The 16,540-nt window shown below is 61.6% G+C and carries 18 protein-coding genes, 1 tRNA gene and 1 pseudogene; 7 read left to right on the forward strand and 13 right to left on the reverse strand.

The features are described 5' to 3' along the window. Positions 1-257 precede the first annotated feature (257 nt). Together cra and NTD80_RS30150 are read left to right on the forward strand one after the other, a co-directional pair. The gene (cra, locus tag NTD80_RS30145) at positions 258-1,253 is read left to right on the forward strand and encodes a catabolite repressor/activator (RefSeq protein ID WP_262135832.1); all 996 of its coding nucleotides are present in this window, start codon (positions 258-260) and stop codon (positions 1,251-1,253) included. Positions 1,254-1,255: 2 nt separating this feature from the next. Further along, the gene (locus NTD80_RS30150; protein ID WP_262135833.1) at positions 1,256-2,032 is read left to right on the forward strand and encodes a TatD family hydrolase; all 777 of its coding nucleotides are present in this window, start codon (positions 1,256-1,258) and stop codon (positions 2,030-2,032) included. On the opposite strand, the gene NTD80_RS30155 is transcribed toward NTD80_RS30150, so the two are convergent. The 6 genes and pseudogenes from NTD80_RS30155 to NTD80_RS30175 all read right to left on the reverse strand — a co-directional run bounded on the left by NTD80_RS30155 (position 1,979) and on the right by NTD80_RS30175 (position 8,387). After that, on the reverse strand, positions 1,979-2,410 hold the full coding sequence (locus NTD80_RS30155) for a hypothetical protein (protein WP_065900596.1): 432 nt from the start codon (positions 2,408-2,410) through the stop codon (positions 1,979-1,981). The two genes, NTD80_RS30150 and NTD80_RS30155, sit on opposite strands and share 54 nt — an antisense overlap. A 125-nt stretch (positions 2,411-2,535) precedes the next feature. Continuing rightward, complete coding sequence (locus NTD80_RS31500; RefSeq protein WP_371920711.1) at positions 2,536-3,249, reverse strand: methyl-accepting chemotaxis protein; 714 nt, start codon at positions 3,247-3,249, stop codon at positions 2,536-2,538. Between the two features lie 144 nt (positions 3,250-3,393). Continuing rightward, positions 3,394-4,533 (reverse strand): annotated as a pseudogene (locus NTD80_RS31505) (HAMP domain-containing protein); the annotation flags it as partial. Positions 4,534-4,778: 245 nt separating this feature from the next. After that, positions 4,779-5,615, reverse strand: coding sequence for a regulatory signaling modulator protein AmpE (gene ampE, locus NTD80_RS30165; RefSeq protein ID WP_262135834.1), 837 nt, complete (start codon positions 5,613-5,615; stop codon positions 4,779-4,781). Continuing rightward, positions 5,612-6,175, reverse strand: coding sequence for a 1,6-anhydro-N-acetylmuramyl-L-alanine amidase AmpD (gene ampD / locus NTD80_RS30170; protein WP_106805180.1), 564 nt, complete (start codon positions 6,173-6,175; stop codon positions 5,612-5,614). The genes ampE and ampD overlap by 4 nt, the downstream gene beginning before the upstream one ends. Before the next feature lie 61 nt (positions 6,176-6,236). Further along, positions 6,237-8,387: a DUF1631 domain-containing protein gene (locus NTD80_RS30175; protein ID WP_262135835.1), complete on the reverse strand. Its 2,151-nt coding sequence runs from the start codon at positions 8,385-8,387 to the stop codon at positions 6,237-6,239. A gap of 246 nt (positions 8,388-8,633) precedes the next feature. Here NTD80_RS30175 and nadC point away from each other — a divergent pair, with 246 nt between their 5' ends. Then, entirely contained in the window at positions 8,634-9,482 is an 849-nt protein-coding gene (gene nadC, locus NTD80_RS30180) for a carboxylating nicotinate-nucleotide diphosphorylase (RefSeq protein ID WP_065900584.1), read from the forward strand. A gap of 43 nt (positions 9,483-9,525) precedes the next feature. Here nadC and NTD80_RS30185 read toward each other — a convergent pair whose 3' ends face one another. The 4 genes from NTD80_RS30185 to NTD80_RS30200 all read right to left on the reverse strand — a co-directional run bounded on the left by NTD80_RS30185 (position 9,526) and on the right by NTD80_RS30200 (position 11,972). Continuing rightward, positions 9,526-9,831, reverse strand: a complete 306-nt coding sequence (locus tag NTD80_RS30185; protein WP_065900582.1) for a DUF6388 family protein — start codon at positions 9,829-9,831, stop codon at positions 9,526-9,528. 170 nt (positions 9,832-10,001) lie between these two features. Next, a tRNA-Thr gene (locus NTD80_RS30190) sits at positions 10,002-10,074 on the reverse strand. A gap of 48 nt (positions 10,075-10,122) precedes the next feature. After that, positions 10,123-11,523 (reverse strand): O-antigen ligase family protein, encoded by a 1,401-nt coding sequence (locus tag NTD80_RS30195; RefSeq protein ID WP_262135836.1) that lies wholly within the window; start codon positions 11,521-11,523, stop codon positions 10,123-10,125. 35 nt (positions 11,524-11,558) lie between these two features. Then, complete coding sequence (locus tag NTD80_RS30200; protein ID WP_065900578.1) at positions 11,559-11,972, reverse strand: pilin; 414 nt, start codon at positions 11,970-11,972, stop codon at positions 11,559-11,561. A 202-nt stretch (positions 11,973-12,174) separates the two neighbouring features. On the opposite strand from NTD80_RS30200, the gene NTD80_RS30205 reads away from it, so the two are divergent. The 4 genes from NTD80_RS30205 to yacG are packed head-to-tail and all read left to right on the forward strand — an operon-like array spanning position 12,175 to position 15,063. Beyond that, the gene (locus NTD80_RS30205; protein ID WP_262135837.1) at positions 12,175-13,383 is read left to right on the forward strand and encodes a type II secretion system F family protein; all 1,209 of its coding nucleotides are present in this window, start codon (positions 12,175-12,177) and stop codon (positions 13,381-13,383) included. Then, entirely contained in the window at positions 13,380-14,246 is an 867-nt protein-coding gene (locus NTD80_RS30210) for an A24 family peptidase (protein WP_315974952.1), read from the forward strand. Before NTD80_RS30205 ends, NTD80_RS30210 begins: the two co-directional genes overlap by 4 nt. Next, positions 14,243-14,866, forward strand: coding sequence for a dephospho-CoA kinase (gene coaE, locus NTD80_RS30215; RefSeq protein WP_065900573.1), 624 nt, complete (start codon positions 14,243-14,245; stop codon positions 14,864-14,866). Before NTD80_RS30210 ends, coaE begins: the two co-directional genes overlap by 4 nt. After that, entirely contained in the window at positions 14,863-15,063 is a 201-nt protein-coding gene (gene yacG, locus NTD80_RS30220) for a DNA gyrase inhibitor YacG (RefSeq protein ID WP_003188437.1), read from the forward strand. The genes coaE and yacG overlap by 4 nt, the downstream gene beginning before the upstream one ends. On the opposite strand, the gene NTD80_RS30225 is transcribed toward yacG, so the two are convergent. From NTD80_RS30225 to NTD80_RS30235, 3 genes are all read right to left on the reverse strand, one after another. Further along, a complete protein-coding gene (locus tag NTD80_RS30225) occupies positions 15,060-15,275 on the reverse strand; it encodes a hypothetical protein (protein WP_003171680.1) in 216 nt (71 codons plus the stop codon). The genes yacG and NTD80_RS30225 overlap by 4 nt on opposite strands. A 64-nt stretch (positions 15,276-15,339) precedes the next feature. Beyond that, on the reverse strand, positions 15,340-16,029 hold the full coding sequence (locus NTD80_RS30230; protein ID WP_065900572.1) for an energy-coupling factor ABC transporter permease: 690 nt from the start codon (positions 16,027-16,029) through the stop codon (positions 15,340-15,342). Then, complete coding sequence (locus tag NTD80_RS30235) at positions 16,026-16,493, reverse strand: FAD/FMN-containing dehydrogenase (RefSeq protein WP_262135838.1); 468 nt, start codon at positions 16,491-16,493, stop codon at positions 16,026-16,028. The genes NTD80_RS30230 and NTD80_RS30235 overlap by 4 nt, the downstream gene beginning before the upstream one ends. Positions 16,494-16,540: the final 47 nt, after the last annotated feature.

A 16,540-nucleotide genomic window follows, 5' to 3' on the forward strand; every position in this document is an offset into this window, starting at 1 on the left:
TTGTTTTGAATAAAACAGTGTAAGGGCGTTTCGGAATAACTGACTGAGCAGTCAATTGGCAGTAGGTACTCAGTCGCGAACGTCGTAAAAATACGCTGGCTGAAACGTTTAATCTAGAATTTATGGCAGATTACGCGTTAATTGCGCATCCTTGAAGGACCACTCGGCACTTGCGCTGAGACATTGGTCGCGTGCCGTAATCGGTTACGATTGGACAAAATGTCGGGGCAAGCTCCAAAAAACAAGGAAATCCCGGTTTGAAACTCAGTGATATCGCGCGTCTCGCCGGTGTGTCCGTGACCACCGCCAGCTACGTCATCAATGGCAAGGCTGAACAGCAACGGATCAGCAACGCCACCGTCGAACGGGTGCGTGCCGTGGTCGAAGCCCATGGCTTCACCCCCAACCCCCAGGCCGCCGGGCTGCGCAGCCGGCACACGCGTACCTTGGGGTTTATCCTGCCGGATCTGGAAAACCCCAGTTACGCGCGCATCGCCAAGCTGCTGGAGCAAGGCGCACGGGCACGTGGCTATCAGTTGCTGATCGCCAGTTCCGATGACGAGGCCGACAGCGAGCGCCAACTGCTGCAGCTGTTCCGCGCACGCCGTTGTGACGCGCTGTTCGTCGCCAGCTGCCTGCCCGCCAGCGATGACAGTTACCGCGAGTTGCAGGCCAAGGGCTTGCCGGTGATCGCCATCGACCGGGTGATGGAGCCCGGGCAGTTCTGCTCGGTGGTCAGCGACGACCGCCAGGCCTGCCAGCAATTGACCAGCAGCCTGCTGCAGCCGCTGCCCAAGCAGATCGTGCTGATCGGCGCGCGTCCCGAGCTGAGCATCAGCCAGGAGCGCGCGGCAGGTTTCCATGAGGCGCTGCAAGGCTTCAAGGGCGAGGTAGTGGTCGAACACGGCGAAGCCTTCAGCCGTGACTGTGGCCGACAATTGATGGAGCAATTACTGCAACGCCTGGGGCATTTGCCTGACGCGCTGGTGACCACGTCCTACGTGCTGCTGCAAGGCGTGTTCGATGCGCTGCATGACTTCCCGTTGAAGTCGCGGCCCCTGAGCCTCGGCACCTTCGGTGACACCCAACTGCTGGACTTCCTGCCGTTGCCTGTCAACGCCATGGCCCAGCAGCATCAACTGATCGCCGACACCGCCCTGCGCCTGGCCCTGGCCGCCATCGAAGACGAGCAGTACCAACCCGGCGTGCACGCCATCGGCCGCACGTTCAAGCAGCGTATTCACGAGGCCTGAGCGTGGAGCTGATCGACACCCACACCCACCTGGACTTCCCGGACTTCGACAGTGATCGCCGCGAAGTCCTCGCCCACAGCCGCGCGCTGGGCGTTCGGCGCATGGTGGTGTTGGGCGTGTATCAGCAGAATTGGCAGCGGCTGTGGGACCTGGTGCAAGCAGACGAAAACCTGTTCGCCGCCTTCGGCCTGCACCCGGTGTACCTCGATGATCATCGACCTGCCGACCTGACCGAACTGGGCGACTGGCTGACCCGCCTGCAGGGCCATCGGCAACTGTGCGCCGTGGGCGAGATTGGCCTGGATTATTTCCTCGAAACCCTGGACCGCGAACGCCAGCAACACCTGTTTGAAGCCCAGCTCAAGCTCGCCGTGGACTGCCAACTGCCGGCATTGCTGCATGTACGCCGCAGTCACGCGGCGGTGATCGCCACCCTCAAGCGCATCCGCCTGCCACGGGGCGGCATCATCCATGCCTTTGCCGGTAGCCGGGAAGAAGCCCGCGAGTACATCAAGCTCGGCTTCAAACTCGGACTGGGCGGCGCCGCCACCTGGCCCCAGGCCTTGCGTATGCACAAGGTACTGGCGCAATTGCCGTTGGACGCGGTGGTGCTGGAAACCGACTCACCGGACATGGCGCCCGCCATGTACCCTGGCCAACGCAATAGCCCGCAGCATTTGCAGGCGATTTGCACCGACCTGGCCGCGCGCATGGGGACCACGCCCCTATTGCTGGCTGAGGCGAGCACACGCAATGCGTGCGAGGTGTTCAACTGGTAGTGCCGGCATGACCGCTTGCAGGTCCAGGGTGATCCGCTGCCGCGAACGGGCATAACGCAATGCCAGGAAGTGCACCAGCAGCACCACCAATGACACGTTGAGCTGGCCGATCACACTGATCAATCCCACCCACTCCGCCACCAGTGCCACGATCAGCACCACACACGTCAGGACCGCCATGCTCGGGTGCACCAGCGCCCAGTGGTCGAGCGCCTTGAACTGACGCAGTTGCCGCGGACAGCTCAGCTGCAACACCCGATGACAATACGGGCAATCGAAGGGCTCTTCGATGGCGATGGCATTCAACTGCCAAGGCTTGAGCTCAAACGTGATGTCGCAATGGGCGCAGTGCCCTTTGATGCCAATTGCCGTGGCCATCGCCGTGCTCCCCAGTACCTTGAGTGTGTGAAACAAATTCTCACCCATTCACACAGCCACAGAAGAGCGAGCGGCGAATCAAGACACGAACTACGTCATAAGTAGACAATTCCTACTCTTGCGCCTTACACACGAAACGCCCCGATCAGTTGCTTCAATTCGATCACCTGCATCGACAGCTGCCGGCTCGCCGCTTCGGTCTGATGTGCGCCCTCCGCTGCATGCTCGCCGGCACGATTGATTTCGACGATGTTCTGGTCGATATCGTGGGCGACGGCGGTCTGCTGCTCCACCGCGGCGGCAATCTGCTGGTTCTGATCGACGATCATGCCTACGGCCCCGAGGATGTTTTCCAGGGCCTGCTGGACTTTTTCCGACTGCCCTACCGTGCCATTCGCCATTTCATGGCTGGTGCCCATGGCCTTCACCGCAGCCGCCACACCGCTGTGCAAACGACTGATCATCTGCTCGATTTCTTCGGTGGAATGCTGGGTGCGGCGGGCCAACGTGCGCACCTCATCGGCCACCACCGCAAACCCGCGCCCCTGCTCACCCGCCCGCGCCGCCTCGATGGCAGCATTGAGCGCGAGCAGGTTGGTTTGCTCGGCGATGCTCTTGATCACTTCCAACACGCTGCTGATCGACTGGCTGTCGGTGGCCAGTTGGTTGATGACCCGCACTGACTCATCGATCTCCGAGGCCAGCCGGGCGATGCTGCCCTGCTGGGATTGCACCAGGCCACGGCCGCTGACAGTTTCATCATTGACACTGTGGGCACTGCTGACCGCCGCCGCCGCACTGCGCGCGACTTCTTGGGCAGTAGACGACATCTGGTTCATGGCCGTTGCGACCTGCTCGATCTGAGTGCGCTGGCCGGAGACCGCCTGGTTGCTCTGCGCCGAGACCGCTTCCACCTGGCCGGCCTGCAGTTCAACCTGGCTGACGGTGTGACCGACGCGCTCGATCAAGTCATGGATTTTTGCCACGGTGCCGTTGAACACCTGGCCCAGGTCGCCCAATTCATCGCGGCTGTGGGCGACAAAAGTGACGGTCATGTCACCGGCGGCGACCTTGTCCATCATCGCCCCCAGGCGCCGCAGCGTGGTACGCGTGGAGGCGTAGAAGCCTGCATACAAGTAAAAGATCAACAGGAACACCGCGCTGAGGGCCGACACCAGCACCACCATGTGTGTGCGGTTCTGCGCCAGACGCTGCTCCAGTTGCTGGCCGATGAAGCTCAGGGTCGCTTCATCCAATTGATACGTCTGCGCCATCAGTTGGGTGACGTTGTCGTAGAACGCCTGCCAGGGCGCGTCGAGGGTCTCGGCCATCACCACCTGTTCTTCAAACAGCTCGCTGCCTTGCTTGAGACTGGCGTTGCTGGCCTTGGCCAAACTGTCGAGCGCGGTGTGCGCGGTCTTGCTGGAACCCAACGCGTCCTGCAACTTCAAGCCGTATTCGGCCTGGAGCTTTTCCAACTGCTGCAACAACTCGTCAAAGCGCGTGCTGGAGGATGAATTGAGAAACCCCTGGCCCAGCGAATACGCGCCCATCGCCCGGCCCTCCCCCAGGGTTTGCGTGACCTGCGGGGTCACGCTGGTGATGAGTTCGCTGAGTTGGCGCAAATCGCTCTGGGGGTCGCGGCTCAAGCCGGATTGGCTGGCGATGATCTGGCTGAGCATCTGCGCCTTGTTGAGCAATTTGCCGATCAACGCACTTTTACTCAGCAGCGAGGTTTCCTGTTGCTGGGCCTTGAAGGCCGCGACCAACTCGTCGCGCTTGGCGTCAAAGGCGGCGATTTGCTCAGGGTCGGTGGCCATCGCGCTGAGGCCTTGCAGGCGGGTCAGCACGCTTTGCTCCAGGGCAGTGATCTTGCCCTCCAAGTCACCGGCTTTACCGGCCTGCCCCAGGGTCGCGTTGATCTGCACCTGATTATTGAGGGTTTCTAGGTCGCGGCGCAGCGCCAGGCTGCTGCCGAGTAGATCCAGGCTTTGCAGTTCGATACGCGTGCCCTGGAACTCGCGCCAGGAATCACGTACCAGGTAATAGTTGGTTGCCAGCATCGGCAGCAGGAACAGCACGCTGATCAGGCTGAACTTCATGCCGAAACTCAGACGGTTCATCAGCGCGACGGCGGGATAGAGCAAGCTCTTCACAGGTGAACTCCCTTTCTATTATTTTTATTTGAGGCGCAGGGCGGCGGCAGAAAGCCACTATTTGGCGCTCTGTCTGTATAGCTCAATTTGAAAGGGAGTTTTGTAACGTAAAGTTAACGAGATAGGCGCCGGCTTGCCGGCGATCGACGCAACTCGGGGGGGTGTAACCACCAAAGTGCTCGTATCGCCAGCGAACCGGGGGTCTGCGAGGATCAGGGCAACACGGTCCAAATAGCGAACCCGGCATACCACAGCACCGCCGCGCGCAGCAGCAGCTCCCACAGGCGGTCCAGGCTGTTGATGCCATCGGCACCGACCACTGGCGGCGGGATTTCGGCGGCAACCAGGCCCACCTTTTCCACCAGTTGGGCGGCGCTGATATCCCAGTTCAACAGCTCGTGCAGCATCACGCGGCTGACCGCGACGAAATTGCCTACCAGGGCGAAGCTGGCTGCCAGCAGGCGAACCGGCAACCAGTCAAATGCATGCCGCAATTGCCCGGCACGCTCGGCCACCAGCGGGTTCTTGCTGTGTTCGCTGGCCAGCGCCAGCAGGCGATACGCCAGGGCGGCCACCGGGCCCAGCAGGAAGTACCAGAAAATCACCGCGAAAAAGCTTTGGTAGGCCTGCCACAGCAGATGCCCCTGGACGCGCTCGAGCAACTGTTCGCCGCTGTCGGCATTCAGGCTCAGGTCGCGCTCGGCCACGTGCTCTGCGGCTTGGAGGTCGCCGCGCCGCCAGGCATCGCGAAACGGGCCCAGCCCGGCCAGTAGATCGCCACGCCCCAGGCTGTAGATCACCACCACCAGGTGCACTGGCAGTGCCAACAACCCGTAGGCCACCGGCTCCAGCACCAGAAGCAACAGCGCCAGCAACGCCACCGGCAGCAACACCATCACGGTCAGAATCAGCCAGGGCTGCTTGCCCATGCGCGGGCTGGATTCCAGCTTGGCCAGCTCGCGCAACCAGCCGCCATCGCGTTGCACACGCCGGCGCAGGGCCGAGAATTTCTCGATCCAGACCGCCAGCACCAACACCAGAAAACTCATTGTGCGTGTCCTCCATCCAGCAGGGCGCTGCGAAAGCGCGTCCAATCAAAAGCGGGGCCGGGATCGGTCTTGCGTCCCGGCGCGATATCGCTGTGGCCACAAATCCGCTGCGGCGTGATCCCTGGATAGGCCGCCAGCAACTGGCGGGCCAGGTCGATCAGCGACACATACTGGGCGTCGGTGAACGGCAGGTCATCGGTGCCTTCCAGCTCGATTCCCAGGGAAAAATCATTGCACGTCTCTCGCCCTTCGAAGCACGAGACCCCGGCATGCCAGGCGCGGTCGATGCAGGACACAAACTGCGTCACCGCGCCGTCACGCTCAATCAGAAAATGCGCGGACACCCGTAGGTCAGCAATCCCTTCAAAGTAGGGATGTTCCGTGACATCCAGGCGGTTCTGGAAAAACTCCTGCACCTTGCCGGTAGCGAACTGCGCGGGCGGCAGGCTGATGTTATGCACCACCAACAGTGAGATTTCGCCTGCGGGGCGCTCGTTGAAGTTGGGCGAAGGGCAATGACGAATACCCTTGCACCAACCGCTGGCGGAGTCCAACTGCATACCGGTTCCTTGAACGAGACAAAGTGTCACCAGTATGCCGCGTTCGCCCCTGTGGTTGCGATCACTTGCCGCGATTGAGTTGTCGCAGCTTGCCCACCACCGCCGCCAGCGCGCGCTCGAACAAGGGCCCATCGTCGAGCATATGCAGCGTGCCAGCCTTGAATGCCGCCGCCAGTTGGCCGGGGCTTTGCTCCAGGACCTTGAGCCCCGTGCGACTGACAAAGATGTAGCGATTGGCCGGCGCCATGACCATCGTGAGCTTGCATCGCAGGCTGCTGGCAGTCTCGCGTTGGAACTCCAACCACTGCCCCATCCGCAACTGCCGAGCCTGGAGCAGGTCGGGATCGTTGTCCGGCAGCTCTTCATCCGCCTCATGCGGGACCGCCCCAAGTACAAAGGGCTCACTCACCTCGATCAGCTCATCGAGGTCGTCAGGCGCCTGCCTATGCAGGGCCTGCAGCCGCACAAAAAAATCACGCGTGCTGAATGGGTCGAACGCAGCGCTGGTCAATCCGTCACGCAACGCCTTGAGCAACCCCGGTAACTGCTCCAGCAAGTGGCGCCCGGCTTCGGTGTCTTGCTGCAGGCTGACACTCCAGATCAGTTCGTCGAGGGTGCGCAGCCCCGCTTGCCATTGCACCGACTGCTCACCGTGCTTGAGGCTGGCCAGCAACAGCACCTGGCTCCAGGCCTGCTGCAGGAACTGCACCACCGTGCGTGGCAGGACCTTACCCAGCAGCCGCCGGTTGAGCACATCGGCCACTCGCTGACGGGCCGCTTCGGTGCGTACGCGAGCTTCTTCGGCCTCGCGGGTGTGCTGTTCGAGCAATTCGCTGCGGTGCCGCTCATCGGCGGTAAACGCACTGAACTCGGTCAACAACCCGGAAAAAATCGCCGGGTCTTCGACATAGTCGTTGAGCAGGCGCTGCACCACTTGTTCGATACGCAGGTACAGGTGGTCGCGCTGATAGTCATCACACGGGCTCCAGCCCATGGCCGCCGCCGCGACTTCATTGAGCAGGCGCCGCGCGGGGTGGTTGGCGCGGGTGAAAAAGCTCTTGTCCAACACCGCGACTTTGAGCATCGGGATCTGCAATCGGCCGATCAAGGCCTTGAAGGCATCGGGCACCGTGCGGTCATTGAGGATGAACTCGAACAACAGCGCGACCAGGTTGATCACGTCTTCGTCCGCATCCTCCACCACCCGCGACTTGCCACTCTTGACGCTGACACGCGTAAGCAGTTGTTCCAGCTGGTTGCGCAGATCGAAGTCGTCTTCAAGCTCCGGCTCCGGCACATACTGCTGCAAATGGGACAGCAGCCGGAGCAGGTCACGGGTGGCGATTGGCTGGGGCTCGGCGCTGGCTTCGAGGGTAGGGGCCACGCTGCCGCGCACGGCTTTGAGCAGCTCCTGCAGGACGGCGAACGCTTGCTGGCCGCTGTCATCGACAGGCTGCTCGGCGCCCGGCTGCGCATCCGGGCTGGGTTGTTCACGGGCGGCACGCCCACCGGGGCGGCGCGAGGGGGCGGCCTTGAGTTCCGGCAACACCCCCGTCGCGACCAGCAATTGGTTGGCTTCGCCGTACAACTGGTCGGCATCGCTGAGCACGTATTTTTCGAAGAGCTTGAGCATGATCAGCTTGACGCGAATTTCCACGCCGAGGCTGCGCCCCGCCCGCAGGAAAAACTCGCAGAGCAGCGCCGGACCGAGCGGGTTCTCCCGATCGTCCAGGCGATTGCCGAGCAATGCACTCAAACGGGCGGTCAGTTGCCCCAGCGCCAGGCCGTCGCGGTGATGCACCCGACCCAGCATGGCTTCCAGCGCCACGGCTTTTTCCAGTTGATCCCTGGAGGTACCGGGTGCAGCGTCGTAGGACATCACCGGCACCCATTTCAACGCCCCCCGCCCCGCGTCGCCCAGGTTGGCAAAGGCTTCGAACAGGCGCTCCATGAACACGCGCTCGAAATTCTTGCGCTTGAGGCGCAGGTCGCGCATGGCTTCGAAGAAAATATGGTGATCGACGTTGTTACGGGCCTTGTCGGCCATTTCGAACAACGTGTCGTCGGCGTTATCGAACAGTTCCTGCAGCCCCTGCTGCAGCTGTTGCGCCGCCTTGTCGCGAACCTGCAGCAACACCACCGGCAACCGGGCGAGCGGAGATGGCGTGGCGTGTGCCTTGTTGATTGGCACCACCTTTCCGTCATTGTGCATCCTGGCCTCCTGAAACGGCGGTATTGAGTGGGGCAAAGATCGGCTACAGGCCCGCGTGGGCACACTGGATAGCCGGTGATTACCATGACGTCAAAGCTATGACGCCAATTGAAAGGCGCGAGATTATCTTGCAAATGAGGGGGGTTGCGCCAGCAAACTCTGCGACGGCGCGGTAAATGAGCAGCGAGTGTGGGTTCGGACGCGCACTGCCCCTATAATCGGGGCACTTTGTTTGTGGAGCCTGTTATGCCGAATCTCCGTCTTGCCGACCTCACCGCCGAAATCGAAGCCAACGTGCGCCGCGCACTGCTGGAAGACATCGGCAGCGGCGACATCACCGCACAGTTGATCCCGGCCGAACGGCTGGCCACGGCCGCCATCATTACCCGCGACAACGCAGTCATTTCCGGTACGGCCTGGGTCGATGCAGTGTTCCGCCAGTTGGACCCACGCGTCGCCGTGCATTGGCAGGTGGCCGACGGTGAGCGCGTCAGCCCCAATCAGGTGCTGTTCCGCCTTGAAGGACCGGCACGCTCGCTGCTCAGCGGCGAACGCTGTGCGCTGAATTTCCTGCAATTGCTCTCCGGGGTCGCTACCCGCGCGCAGTACCTGGCGGATTTTGTCGCGAGCACTCAGGTCAAGCTGTTGGACACCCGCAAAACGCTGCCGGGCCTGCGCCTGGCGCAGAAGTACGCGGTGACCTGCGGCGGCTGCCACAACCACCGTATCGGTTTGTACGACGCGTTCCTGATCAAGGAAAACCATATTGCCGCCTGTGGTGGCATCGCCCAAGCCATCACCGCCGCGCACAAGATCGCCCCCGGCAAACCGGTGGAAATCGAAGTGGAAAGCCTGCAGGAACTGCGCGAAGCGCTGGCGGCGGGCGCCGATATCATCATGCTCGATGAGCTGAGCCTGGAAGACATGCGTGAAGCCGTGCGCCTGAATGGCGGCAAGGCCAAGCTGGAGGCCAGCGGCGGGATCAATGAAAGCACGCTGCTGCCTATCGCCGAGACCGGGGTGGACTACATCTCCATCGGCGCGATGACCAAGGATGTAAAAGCGGTGGATCTGTCGATGCGTCTCAGCATCTGAGGATAATCTGCAGGAGCCGGGTTGCCGGCTCCTGCAGGTTGATTCAAACGACCAGGCCGTTCATCTCGCAATATTCTTCCCAGTCGACGCCCAGTACCTCGGACGCCTCTTTGTGCAAGGCGAGCCTGGCGGCTTCGAATTCTTCCGGTGTCGAGGTGTAATAAAGGGTCAGCTCCCAGGGCTGGTAGCCCCGGCTCTCGGCCTCGTCCTCGAATGCCCACTGAATCTGGTCGCGCTGATCATCGGCGCTCAGGTCCTTGATCTCTTCTTTAAGCTGCGGCGACTCCTCGAGGTATTTTTCGAGGGCTGCTTGATGCCGAACTTCCTGGGTCATTTCAGTTGTGGTCATGTTGTTCTCTTAGATCGAGGAATGGGGATGCATCTGGGTCATCAAGGTTGCGCAGATACAAAAGAGCGGGCGCAAATGCCAGCTCGTCTGGCCTTCAGAACCATTCTGGGATCATCTGAAAACAGTGTTGCCTTTGAGACAGTGTTGCCTTTGAAACAGTAGTGCCCTTTTGCCCGAGACAGGAATCGAACCTGCGACCTTCGCGTTACGAGTGCGCTGCTCTACCGGCTGAGCTACACGGGCGGTGGGCTAAAGCTAGCACCGCATCGGGCGTCCGGCAACTTGCGGCCCTCAACGGGCAATCACGCCCTGGGTCCAGAAGCGGGGTTGCAGCAAATTGCCATGGCTGTCCAGGTACTGCTGCTGGGCTTGGGTGATGTGTGGGATGTCGCGCGCTGCGATGAAGATCAACAGACCAACGGCCAATACACTCAGGGCTTTCCATGCCCCCCGCAACCATGGCACCGCTGCGAAGGCCGGCAACCGCCACTCATGCAGTGCCAGCAGCCAGCCCACGACCAGCGCCAGCCAGACCTGGGAGACTGGCATCACAATCACGCCGTCGACCATGGACTGCACCAACGCGCCAACCAATGCCGCAAACAGGCATAGCCTCAGCAGGTCCGCACGTTCGGCGGACAGCGCGCGCTCACGCAGCACAGCCAACGTGGCCCAGCCACCTCGCCACGCCAAGGCCGCAACGCACACGGCGGATGGCACTCCCCATTCACTGGCCCATTGCAGGATAGCCTGGTGGGGGTGAGCGGCAATTTTGTTGGCAATATCGGCAAAATGCATCGGCCCGAAGCCCAGCCAGGGGCGCTCGACGAGCATATGCCACGCTTGCCACCAGATCGGGCCACGCCCCGACAGCGAGGTGGTGAGGCGATCACGCGCAGCATTGGTAATCTCGATTCCCAGGTAATTCGCCAACACTGTGAACAACAGCCAGTACAACAACAAGCCGCATGACACCGCAGCCAATTGCCAGCCGAGCCAGCGCCGCCCCCACGGCCCCAACATCGCCAGCGCCGCCCCGGCCACGCCGAGGCCAAGCCATGTACCGCGCGTGCCGCCGCTGATCGCGATCAACCACCAGACACACAGCAACGCAAATACCAGGCCTCGCTGGGTTCGAGAGGCCTTGGGCAGTAACAGGGGGAGCGCCAGCAGCGGCAAGGTAAAGGTCTGGAACTGGCCGTAAAAGCGCTTGTTGGAAAAGCTCGACAGCAACAGGTCAGGGTCCAGCGTCAGCGCACCACTGCTGAAGGCCACCGCGCCGGCGTACAGGTATTGGATGGATTTGATCAGGCACAGCAACACCACGACCAGGACCAGCAAACGGTCCAGAGGCTCACCTTCGCGGCGACGCAGCACGGCAAACGCCACGGTGATCGCCGCGCAACCGACAAACAACGCCACTTCGGTAAACGCCCAGAGCGGCTGTCGGGCCAGCGCCGAGGACACCAGCCCCAGCACAATGATCAGCGCGAGCCCAAGGGCCGTGAGCCGATCCACCAACCGTTCCTGCGAAGTCACCGACAGCCCATACAGCACCGCGCAGACGGCAATGGCAATCTGCAATGTCCGCTGTAGATCATGCCCACTGAAGGGCACGCATATGCCAACAACCAGCAAACACACCGTCACTACCAGGAAAATACTGCCACGCTGCTGTTCAGATAACGACATCGGCCACCTCTACGTCCATGTGGATGGTTTAGCAGTCAGGCACCGTCGGCGCCGCAACCTTTGGCTGCATATTTGGCATCGGCGGTCGTACTGCACTTCCAGCCCGTGGTGGCATTGCGCGTGAGGTTGATGCTCTTGCCCAGCACCGGTGCCGGTGCGTCGAGTATTTCGCAGCTGATGGAACCGGCCCCCGTGGCAACGTCGCCGGAGACGTCGATCTTGCAGTTGGCCGTGGGGCTGGTGCCGCCGATCAATGCCAGGGTGGGCACGGTCCCTTGATTGAGGGTGTCTTCGTACCCGGCTTTCAACGCCGTGATTTCAGCCAGGCCGGCAGTGAATTTAGCCTTGGCCTGGTGGGTGGTGTACATCGGCAGGCCGATGGTGGCCAAAATGCCGATGATTGCCACGACGATCAGTAACTCGATCAGGGTAAAACCTTTCTGACGCATCACATTCACTCTCCAGAATAAAACTCATGACCAGGCGCGTCCTGCGCCCCGTATTTTGCAGCGGCGCCAGTGTACTCATCCACAAGCGGTCAATCGCGCACAAGACGCACATTCTGACATTTTATCGGTGGTTCCCCGCCAGCCCGAATCCGTCACCTGACTAAGCTATAAATCTTCGACGACTTGTGTGCGGAACCGTGACATGAACAACGCCTCGACGATTTACGCCTGGGAAGGCATCAACCGCAAAGGACGCAAGGTCTGCGGGCATGCCACGGCGCACAACCCGGCCCTGGTAAAGGCGCAGCTGCGCCAGCAAGGCATCAGCCCCGGTCGCGTGCGCGAACGATCGCATTGGCTGCCGAGCCTCACCCCGCCCGTTAAACCGGCGGACATCACCTTGTTCACGCGCCAGTTGGCCACGCTGCTCAAAGCCGGGATCGCACTGCTGCAGGCCTTCGACATCATCAGTGAAGGCTTCGACAACCCCTCGGTGCGCGAGCGGGTGCAGCGCCTGAAGCAGGAGGTCGCCGCCGGTACCAACCTGAGTGAAGCGTTGCGCAAACAGCCGCGCTATTTCGATGAGCTGTACTGCAACCTGGTGGCTGCCGGTGAACAAGCGGGGGCACTTGAGACCTTGCTGGAGCGCGTGGCGGTCCACCGGGAAAAGAGCGAACGGCTCAAAGCCAGAATCAAAAAGGCCATGACCTACCCGATCGCAGTGCTGGTCGTCGCGAGCGTCGTCACCGGCGTGCTGTTGATCCACGTGGTGCCGCAATTCCAGACGTTGTTTGCCGGGGTCGACGGCAAGCTGCCGGATTTCACCCTCCACGTGATCGCGCTGTCCGAGTTCATGCAACGCGCCTGGTGGATCGTGGCGCTGGGCCTGGGGTCTGCAGCCATGGGGTTGCGTCACGCCTATCGCGCTTCAGTAGAGGTTCGTCGCTGGCTGGACGCCGGTTTGTTGAAAACGCCCCTGGCAGGCAAACTGCTGCAGAAATCGGCAGTAGCCCGCTTCGCCCGTACGCTCTCCACGACGTTTGCTGCCGGCGTTCCGCTGGTGCAGGCGCTGGGGTCTGTGGCCGGCGCTGCTGGTTCAGAACCGTTCAAACAGGCAATCGAGCTTATGCGACACGATGTATCCACCGGTATGCAATTGAATCAATCCATGGCCGCCAGCGGGCTGTTTCCCGGCATGGCGATCCAGATGACGGCGATCGGCGAAGAGTCGGGCACCCTGGACCGCATGCTGGAAAAAGTCGCCAGTCATTACGAGGCCGCAGTGGACGATCAGGTCGATAACCTCACGAGTTTGATGGAACCGCTGATCATGGTGGTATTGGGCGGGATTGTCGGGGCACTGGTCGTCGCCATGTACCTGCCGGTTTTCCAATTGGGGAGCGCATTTTGAGCCTGCTGCTGAGCGAGCACGCCTGGTTTTTTGTGTCGATGGCCTTGGTGCTGGGTGTGATCGCAGGCAGTTTTCTCAACGTACTGGTGTGGCGCCTGCCAAAAATGCTCGAACGGGAATGGCGAGCCCAGGCCCATGAAGTGCTCGGCTTGCCCGCCGAACCTGCCGGGCCGACCTACAACCTGATGCTGCCCCACTCATGCTGCCCCCACTGCAATCACCCGATCCGCCCTTGGGAAAACATTCCTCTGCTCAGTTATCTGTTGCTCAAGGGCCGCTGCGCTCACTGCCGGGGAGCGATCAGTGCGCGCTACCCACTCACCGAACTGGCGAGCGGGTTGCTCTGCGCGCTGGTGGCCTGGCATTTCGGTTTCGGTTGGCAAGCCGCAGCGCTGATGCTGTTGAGCTGTGGGTTATTGGCGATGAGCTTGATCGATGCCGACCACCAACTGCTGCCGGATGTGCTGGTATTGCCGCTGCTGTGGCTGGGGCTGATCGTCAATAGCTTCGGGCTGTTCACCACATTGCCCGATGCCCTGTGGGGCGCCTTGATCGGCTACCTGAGCCTGTGGAGCGTGTTCTGGCTGTTCAAGCTGGCCACCGGCAAGGACGGCATGGGCCACGGCGACTTCAAGTTGCTCGCCCTGCTCGGGGCCTGGGGCGGCTGGCAGATCCTGCCCATGACACTGCTGATGTCATCGCTGGTGGGGGTATTTTGTGGATTGATCCTGATGCGAATGCGCAAGGCCAAGGCGTCGACACCCATGCCATTTGGTCCGTATCTGGCGATTGCCGGCTGGATTGCATTGCTCTGGGGTGGTCAAATAACCGACTTCTATTTGCAGTCTGTCGGTTTCAGATGACCAATTCTGTTGCAACACCCTGGATTCTTGGCCTGACTGGCGGTATCGGCAGTGGCAAGAGCGCAGCAGCCCAGCACTTTGTCGACCTGGGCATCGACCTGGTGGACGCCGATCACGCCGCGCGCTGGGTGGTCGAACCTGGGCGGCCGGCACTGGCATGCATCGCCGAGCATTTCGGCGACGGCGTGCTGCAACCTGACGGCCAACTGGATCGCGCCGCACTGCGCAAGCTGATCTTTGAAGTACCTGAAGAGCGACGCTGGCTCGAAGCCTTGCTGCACCCGCTGATTGGCGAAGAGATTCGCAGCCACCTGGCGCGCGCGCAGTCACCCTACGCGATTCTGGTGTCGCCGCTGCTGATCGAGTCCGGCCAGTACAGCATGACCCAGCGCATCCTGGTGATCGACGTGCCGCAATCGCTGCAGATTCAGCGTACCCTGCAGCGCGATGGCATCAGCGAACAGCAGGTGCAGGCGATCCTCAAGGCCCAGTCCAGCCGCGAAGACCGCCTGAACCATGCCGATGACGTACTGGTCAATGACCAGGACCTGGCCTGGCTGCACAGCGAGGTCGAGCGACTGCACCACTTTTACCTTACTTTGCGTGGAGGCCGATCATGAGCCAACCCTTGACCGTCGACTGCCCAACCTGCGGCGCCCCCGTGGAATGGAAAGCGACCAACCTCAACCGGCCGTTCTGCTCGGACCGTTGCAAACTCATCGACCTCGGCGCGTGGGCCGCTGAGGAACACAAGATCCCAGTGGCTCCGGATGCTGAAGACGAGCTGTTCTCCGAAGACCTGCCGCCGCGCCATTAAGGGCGCATAAAGGCGTATTCCTGCTGGTCGTCGAGATTCTCTGCAAGGTATTGCAGCTCGTCGGCCAGGTCTTCGAAACTGCGCACTCCCTTGCTCTGCTGCACCACCGCGCTGAGCATGGCGCGCAGGGTCAAGCCCGGGTCGAAACCGATTTCCTGTGCCGCGTCCTGGCTTCTGCGCAACTCCTGCCGTGCCCATTCGTACACACTCATGTCCGTGCTCCTGGAAAATTTTGCAGAGCATGGGCCTGCGCGACCCCGCGGGATTTGATCTGGATCAACGCCGCGAATCGTCATCCTTCCAGGGCGCCGACAGGTATCGTGTGCGATTGAACGTCTCCAACCACTCCGGGCAAAACACCACCAGGGCGCTGATGACCATGCCGTTGATAAAGGCCTCGGGGAAGATGATCAGCCACAGGTAGCCGATGAAATCTTCCAGCCATTCCGGCATGGCAAAACGCCCGTCCAGCCACAGCAGGCCCAATGCGGCTAGCAGGCAGAGCAACGCCGACAACGCCGCAGCGAAGAAACCGGAACAGAAGATGTACACGAAGGGATTGCGCGGTTGCGCCCGCTCCACCAGCAGTGCGCAGCCTTCAGTGACCAGCACCGGCAACACAATCAGCAGCATGCCGTTGACGCCGAGGGCTGCGAGATCCTGGCGCCCCAGTGCCATCAGGCCCAGTTGGGCGGCAAACCCACCGACAATGGCCAACGGCCAATCCAGCAACAGGGTCACGGCAGTCATGCCGATAAAGTGGTAGGAAACCCCGGTATCGAAATCACGCCGTACCAGCCACAGCATGAACAGCGCGAATACCGTGCCGAACAGCAAATGCTGGCGCCGCCGGTCGGCAAACAACTCGACCCACGGCGAGCGCAGGATCGCCCACAGCAACACCGGCGCGTACAACAACCAACCGATGCCGAGCGTCGTCGGTGCCAGCACGGCGGCGCTGATCACGGCTTCACCTGCTCCAGGGCCTGGCGCAGATCGGTGGCGGAGCTGTATTCGCGCTGCTCAATCAATTGGCCTTTATCCAGCTGCAGCCACAGCACTTTATCCGCAGCGCCCGGGTAGCGCGGGGCGATGCGCGCGTCCCGATCGAGCATGACCCGGTAGTTGTAGGCCTGCATGGCGGGCACCGCGAATAACTTGGCGATCAGCCGCGGCATGCGCTGAATGTCCGCGACAAACACCGCATGCCGCGCTTCCAGGTAACCTTTGGGCTGGCCTTGCAGCGCTGCGTCCACTTGCTTGGCGGCGTCCATGCTGCGCGCGACCAGCAGAATCTGCGCCTGATCATTCAGGGTGTAGGCCTGGTCAAATTGATCCAGCAGGGTCCACGGCGCCAGGCGCTCACCCACCTCGACGGCCTGGGCGCACAAGGGCAGCAGGCCAAGCAACAGCAGCAGAAAAAACTTCACAGCGGACTCCTCATCCTCGGCATAGCGGTCGAGTGGCCAGTCTACAC

The organism is Pseudomonas sp. 13B_2.1_Bac1 (genome assembly GCF_025466155.1).
GTDB classification, from domain to species: Bacteria; Pseudomonadota; Gammaproteobacteria; order Pseudomonadales; family Pseudomonadaceae; genus Aquipseudomonas; species Aquipseudomonas aylmerensis.

Coding starts and splice junctions, on each gene's coding strand:
- ampD (WP_106805180.1), bottom strand. CDS start 6,175: ATGCAGTTGGACTCCGCCAGCGGTTGGTGCAAGGGTATTCGTCATTGC.
- NTD80_RS30195 (WP_262135836.1), bottom strand. CDS start 11,523: ATGTCGTTATCTGAACAGCAGCGTGGCAGTATTTTCCTGGTAGTGACG.
- yacG (WP_003188437.1), top strand. CDS start 14,863: ATGAGCCAACCCTTGACCGTCGACTGCCCAACCTGCGGCGCCCCCGTG.
- coaE (WP_065900573.1), top strand. CDS start 14,243: ATGACCAATTCTGTTGCAACACCCTGGATTCTTGGCCTGACTGGCGGT.
- NTD80_RS30155 (WP_065900596.1), bottom strand. CDS start 2,410: ATGGCCACGGCAATTGGCATCAAAGGGCACTGCGCCCATTGCGACATC.
- NTD80_RS30200 (WP_065900578.1), bottom strand. CDS start 11,972: ATGCGTCAGAAAGGTTTTACCCTGATCGAGTTACTGATCGTCGTGGCA.
- NTD80_RS30205 (WP_262135837.1), top strand. CDS start 12,175: ATGAACAACGCCTCGACGATTTACGCCTGGGAAGGCATCAACCGCAAA.
- nadC (WP_065900584.1), top strand. CDS start 8,634: ATGCCGAATCTCCGTCTTGCCGACCTCACCGCCGAAATCGAAGCCAAC.
- NTD80_RS30225 (WP_003171680.1), bottom strand. CDS start 15,275: ATGAGTGTGTACGAATGGGCACGGCAGGAGTTGCGCAGAAGCCAGGAC.
- NTD80_RS31500 (WP_371920711.1), bottom strand. CDS start 3,249: ATGAACCAGATGTCGTCTACTGCCCAAGAAGTCGCGCGCAGTGCGGCG.
- ampE (WP_262135834.1), bottom strand. CDS start 5,615: ATGAGTTTTCTGGTGTTGGTGCTGGCGGTCTGGATCGAGAAATTCTCG.
- NTD80_RS30185 (WP_065900582.1), bottom strand. CDS start 9,831: ATGACCACAACTGAAATGACCCAGGAAGTTCGGCATCAAGCAGCCCTC.
- NTD80_RS30175 (WP_262135835.1), bottom strand. CDS start 8,387: ATGCACAATGACGGAAAGGTGGTGCCAATCAACAAGGCACACGCCACG.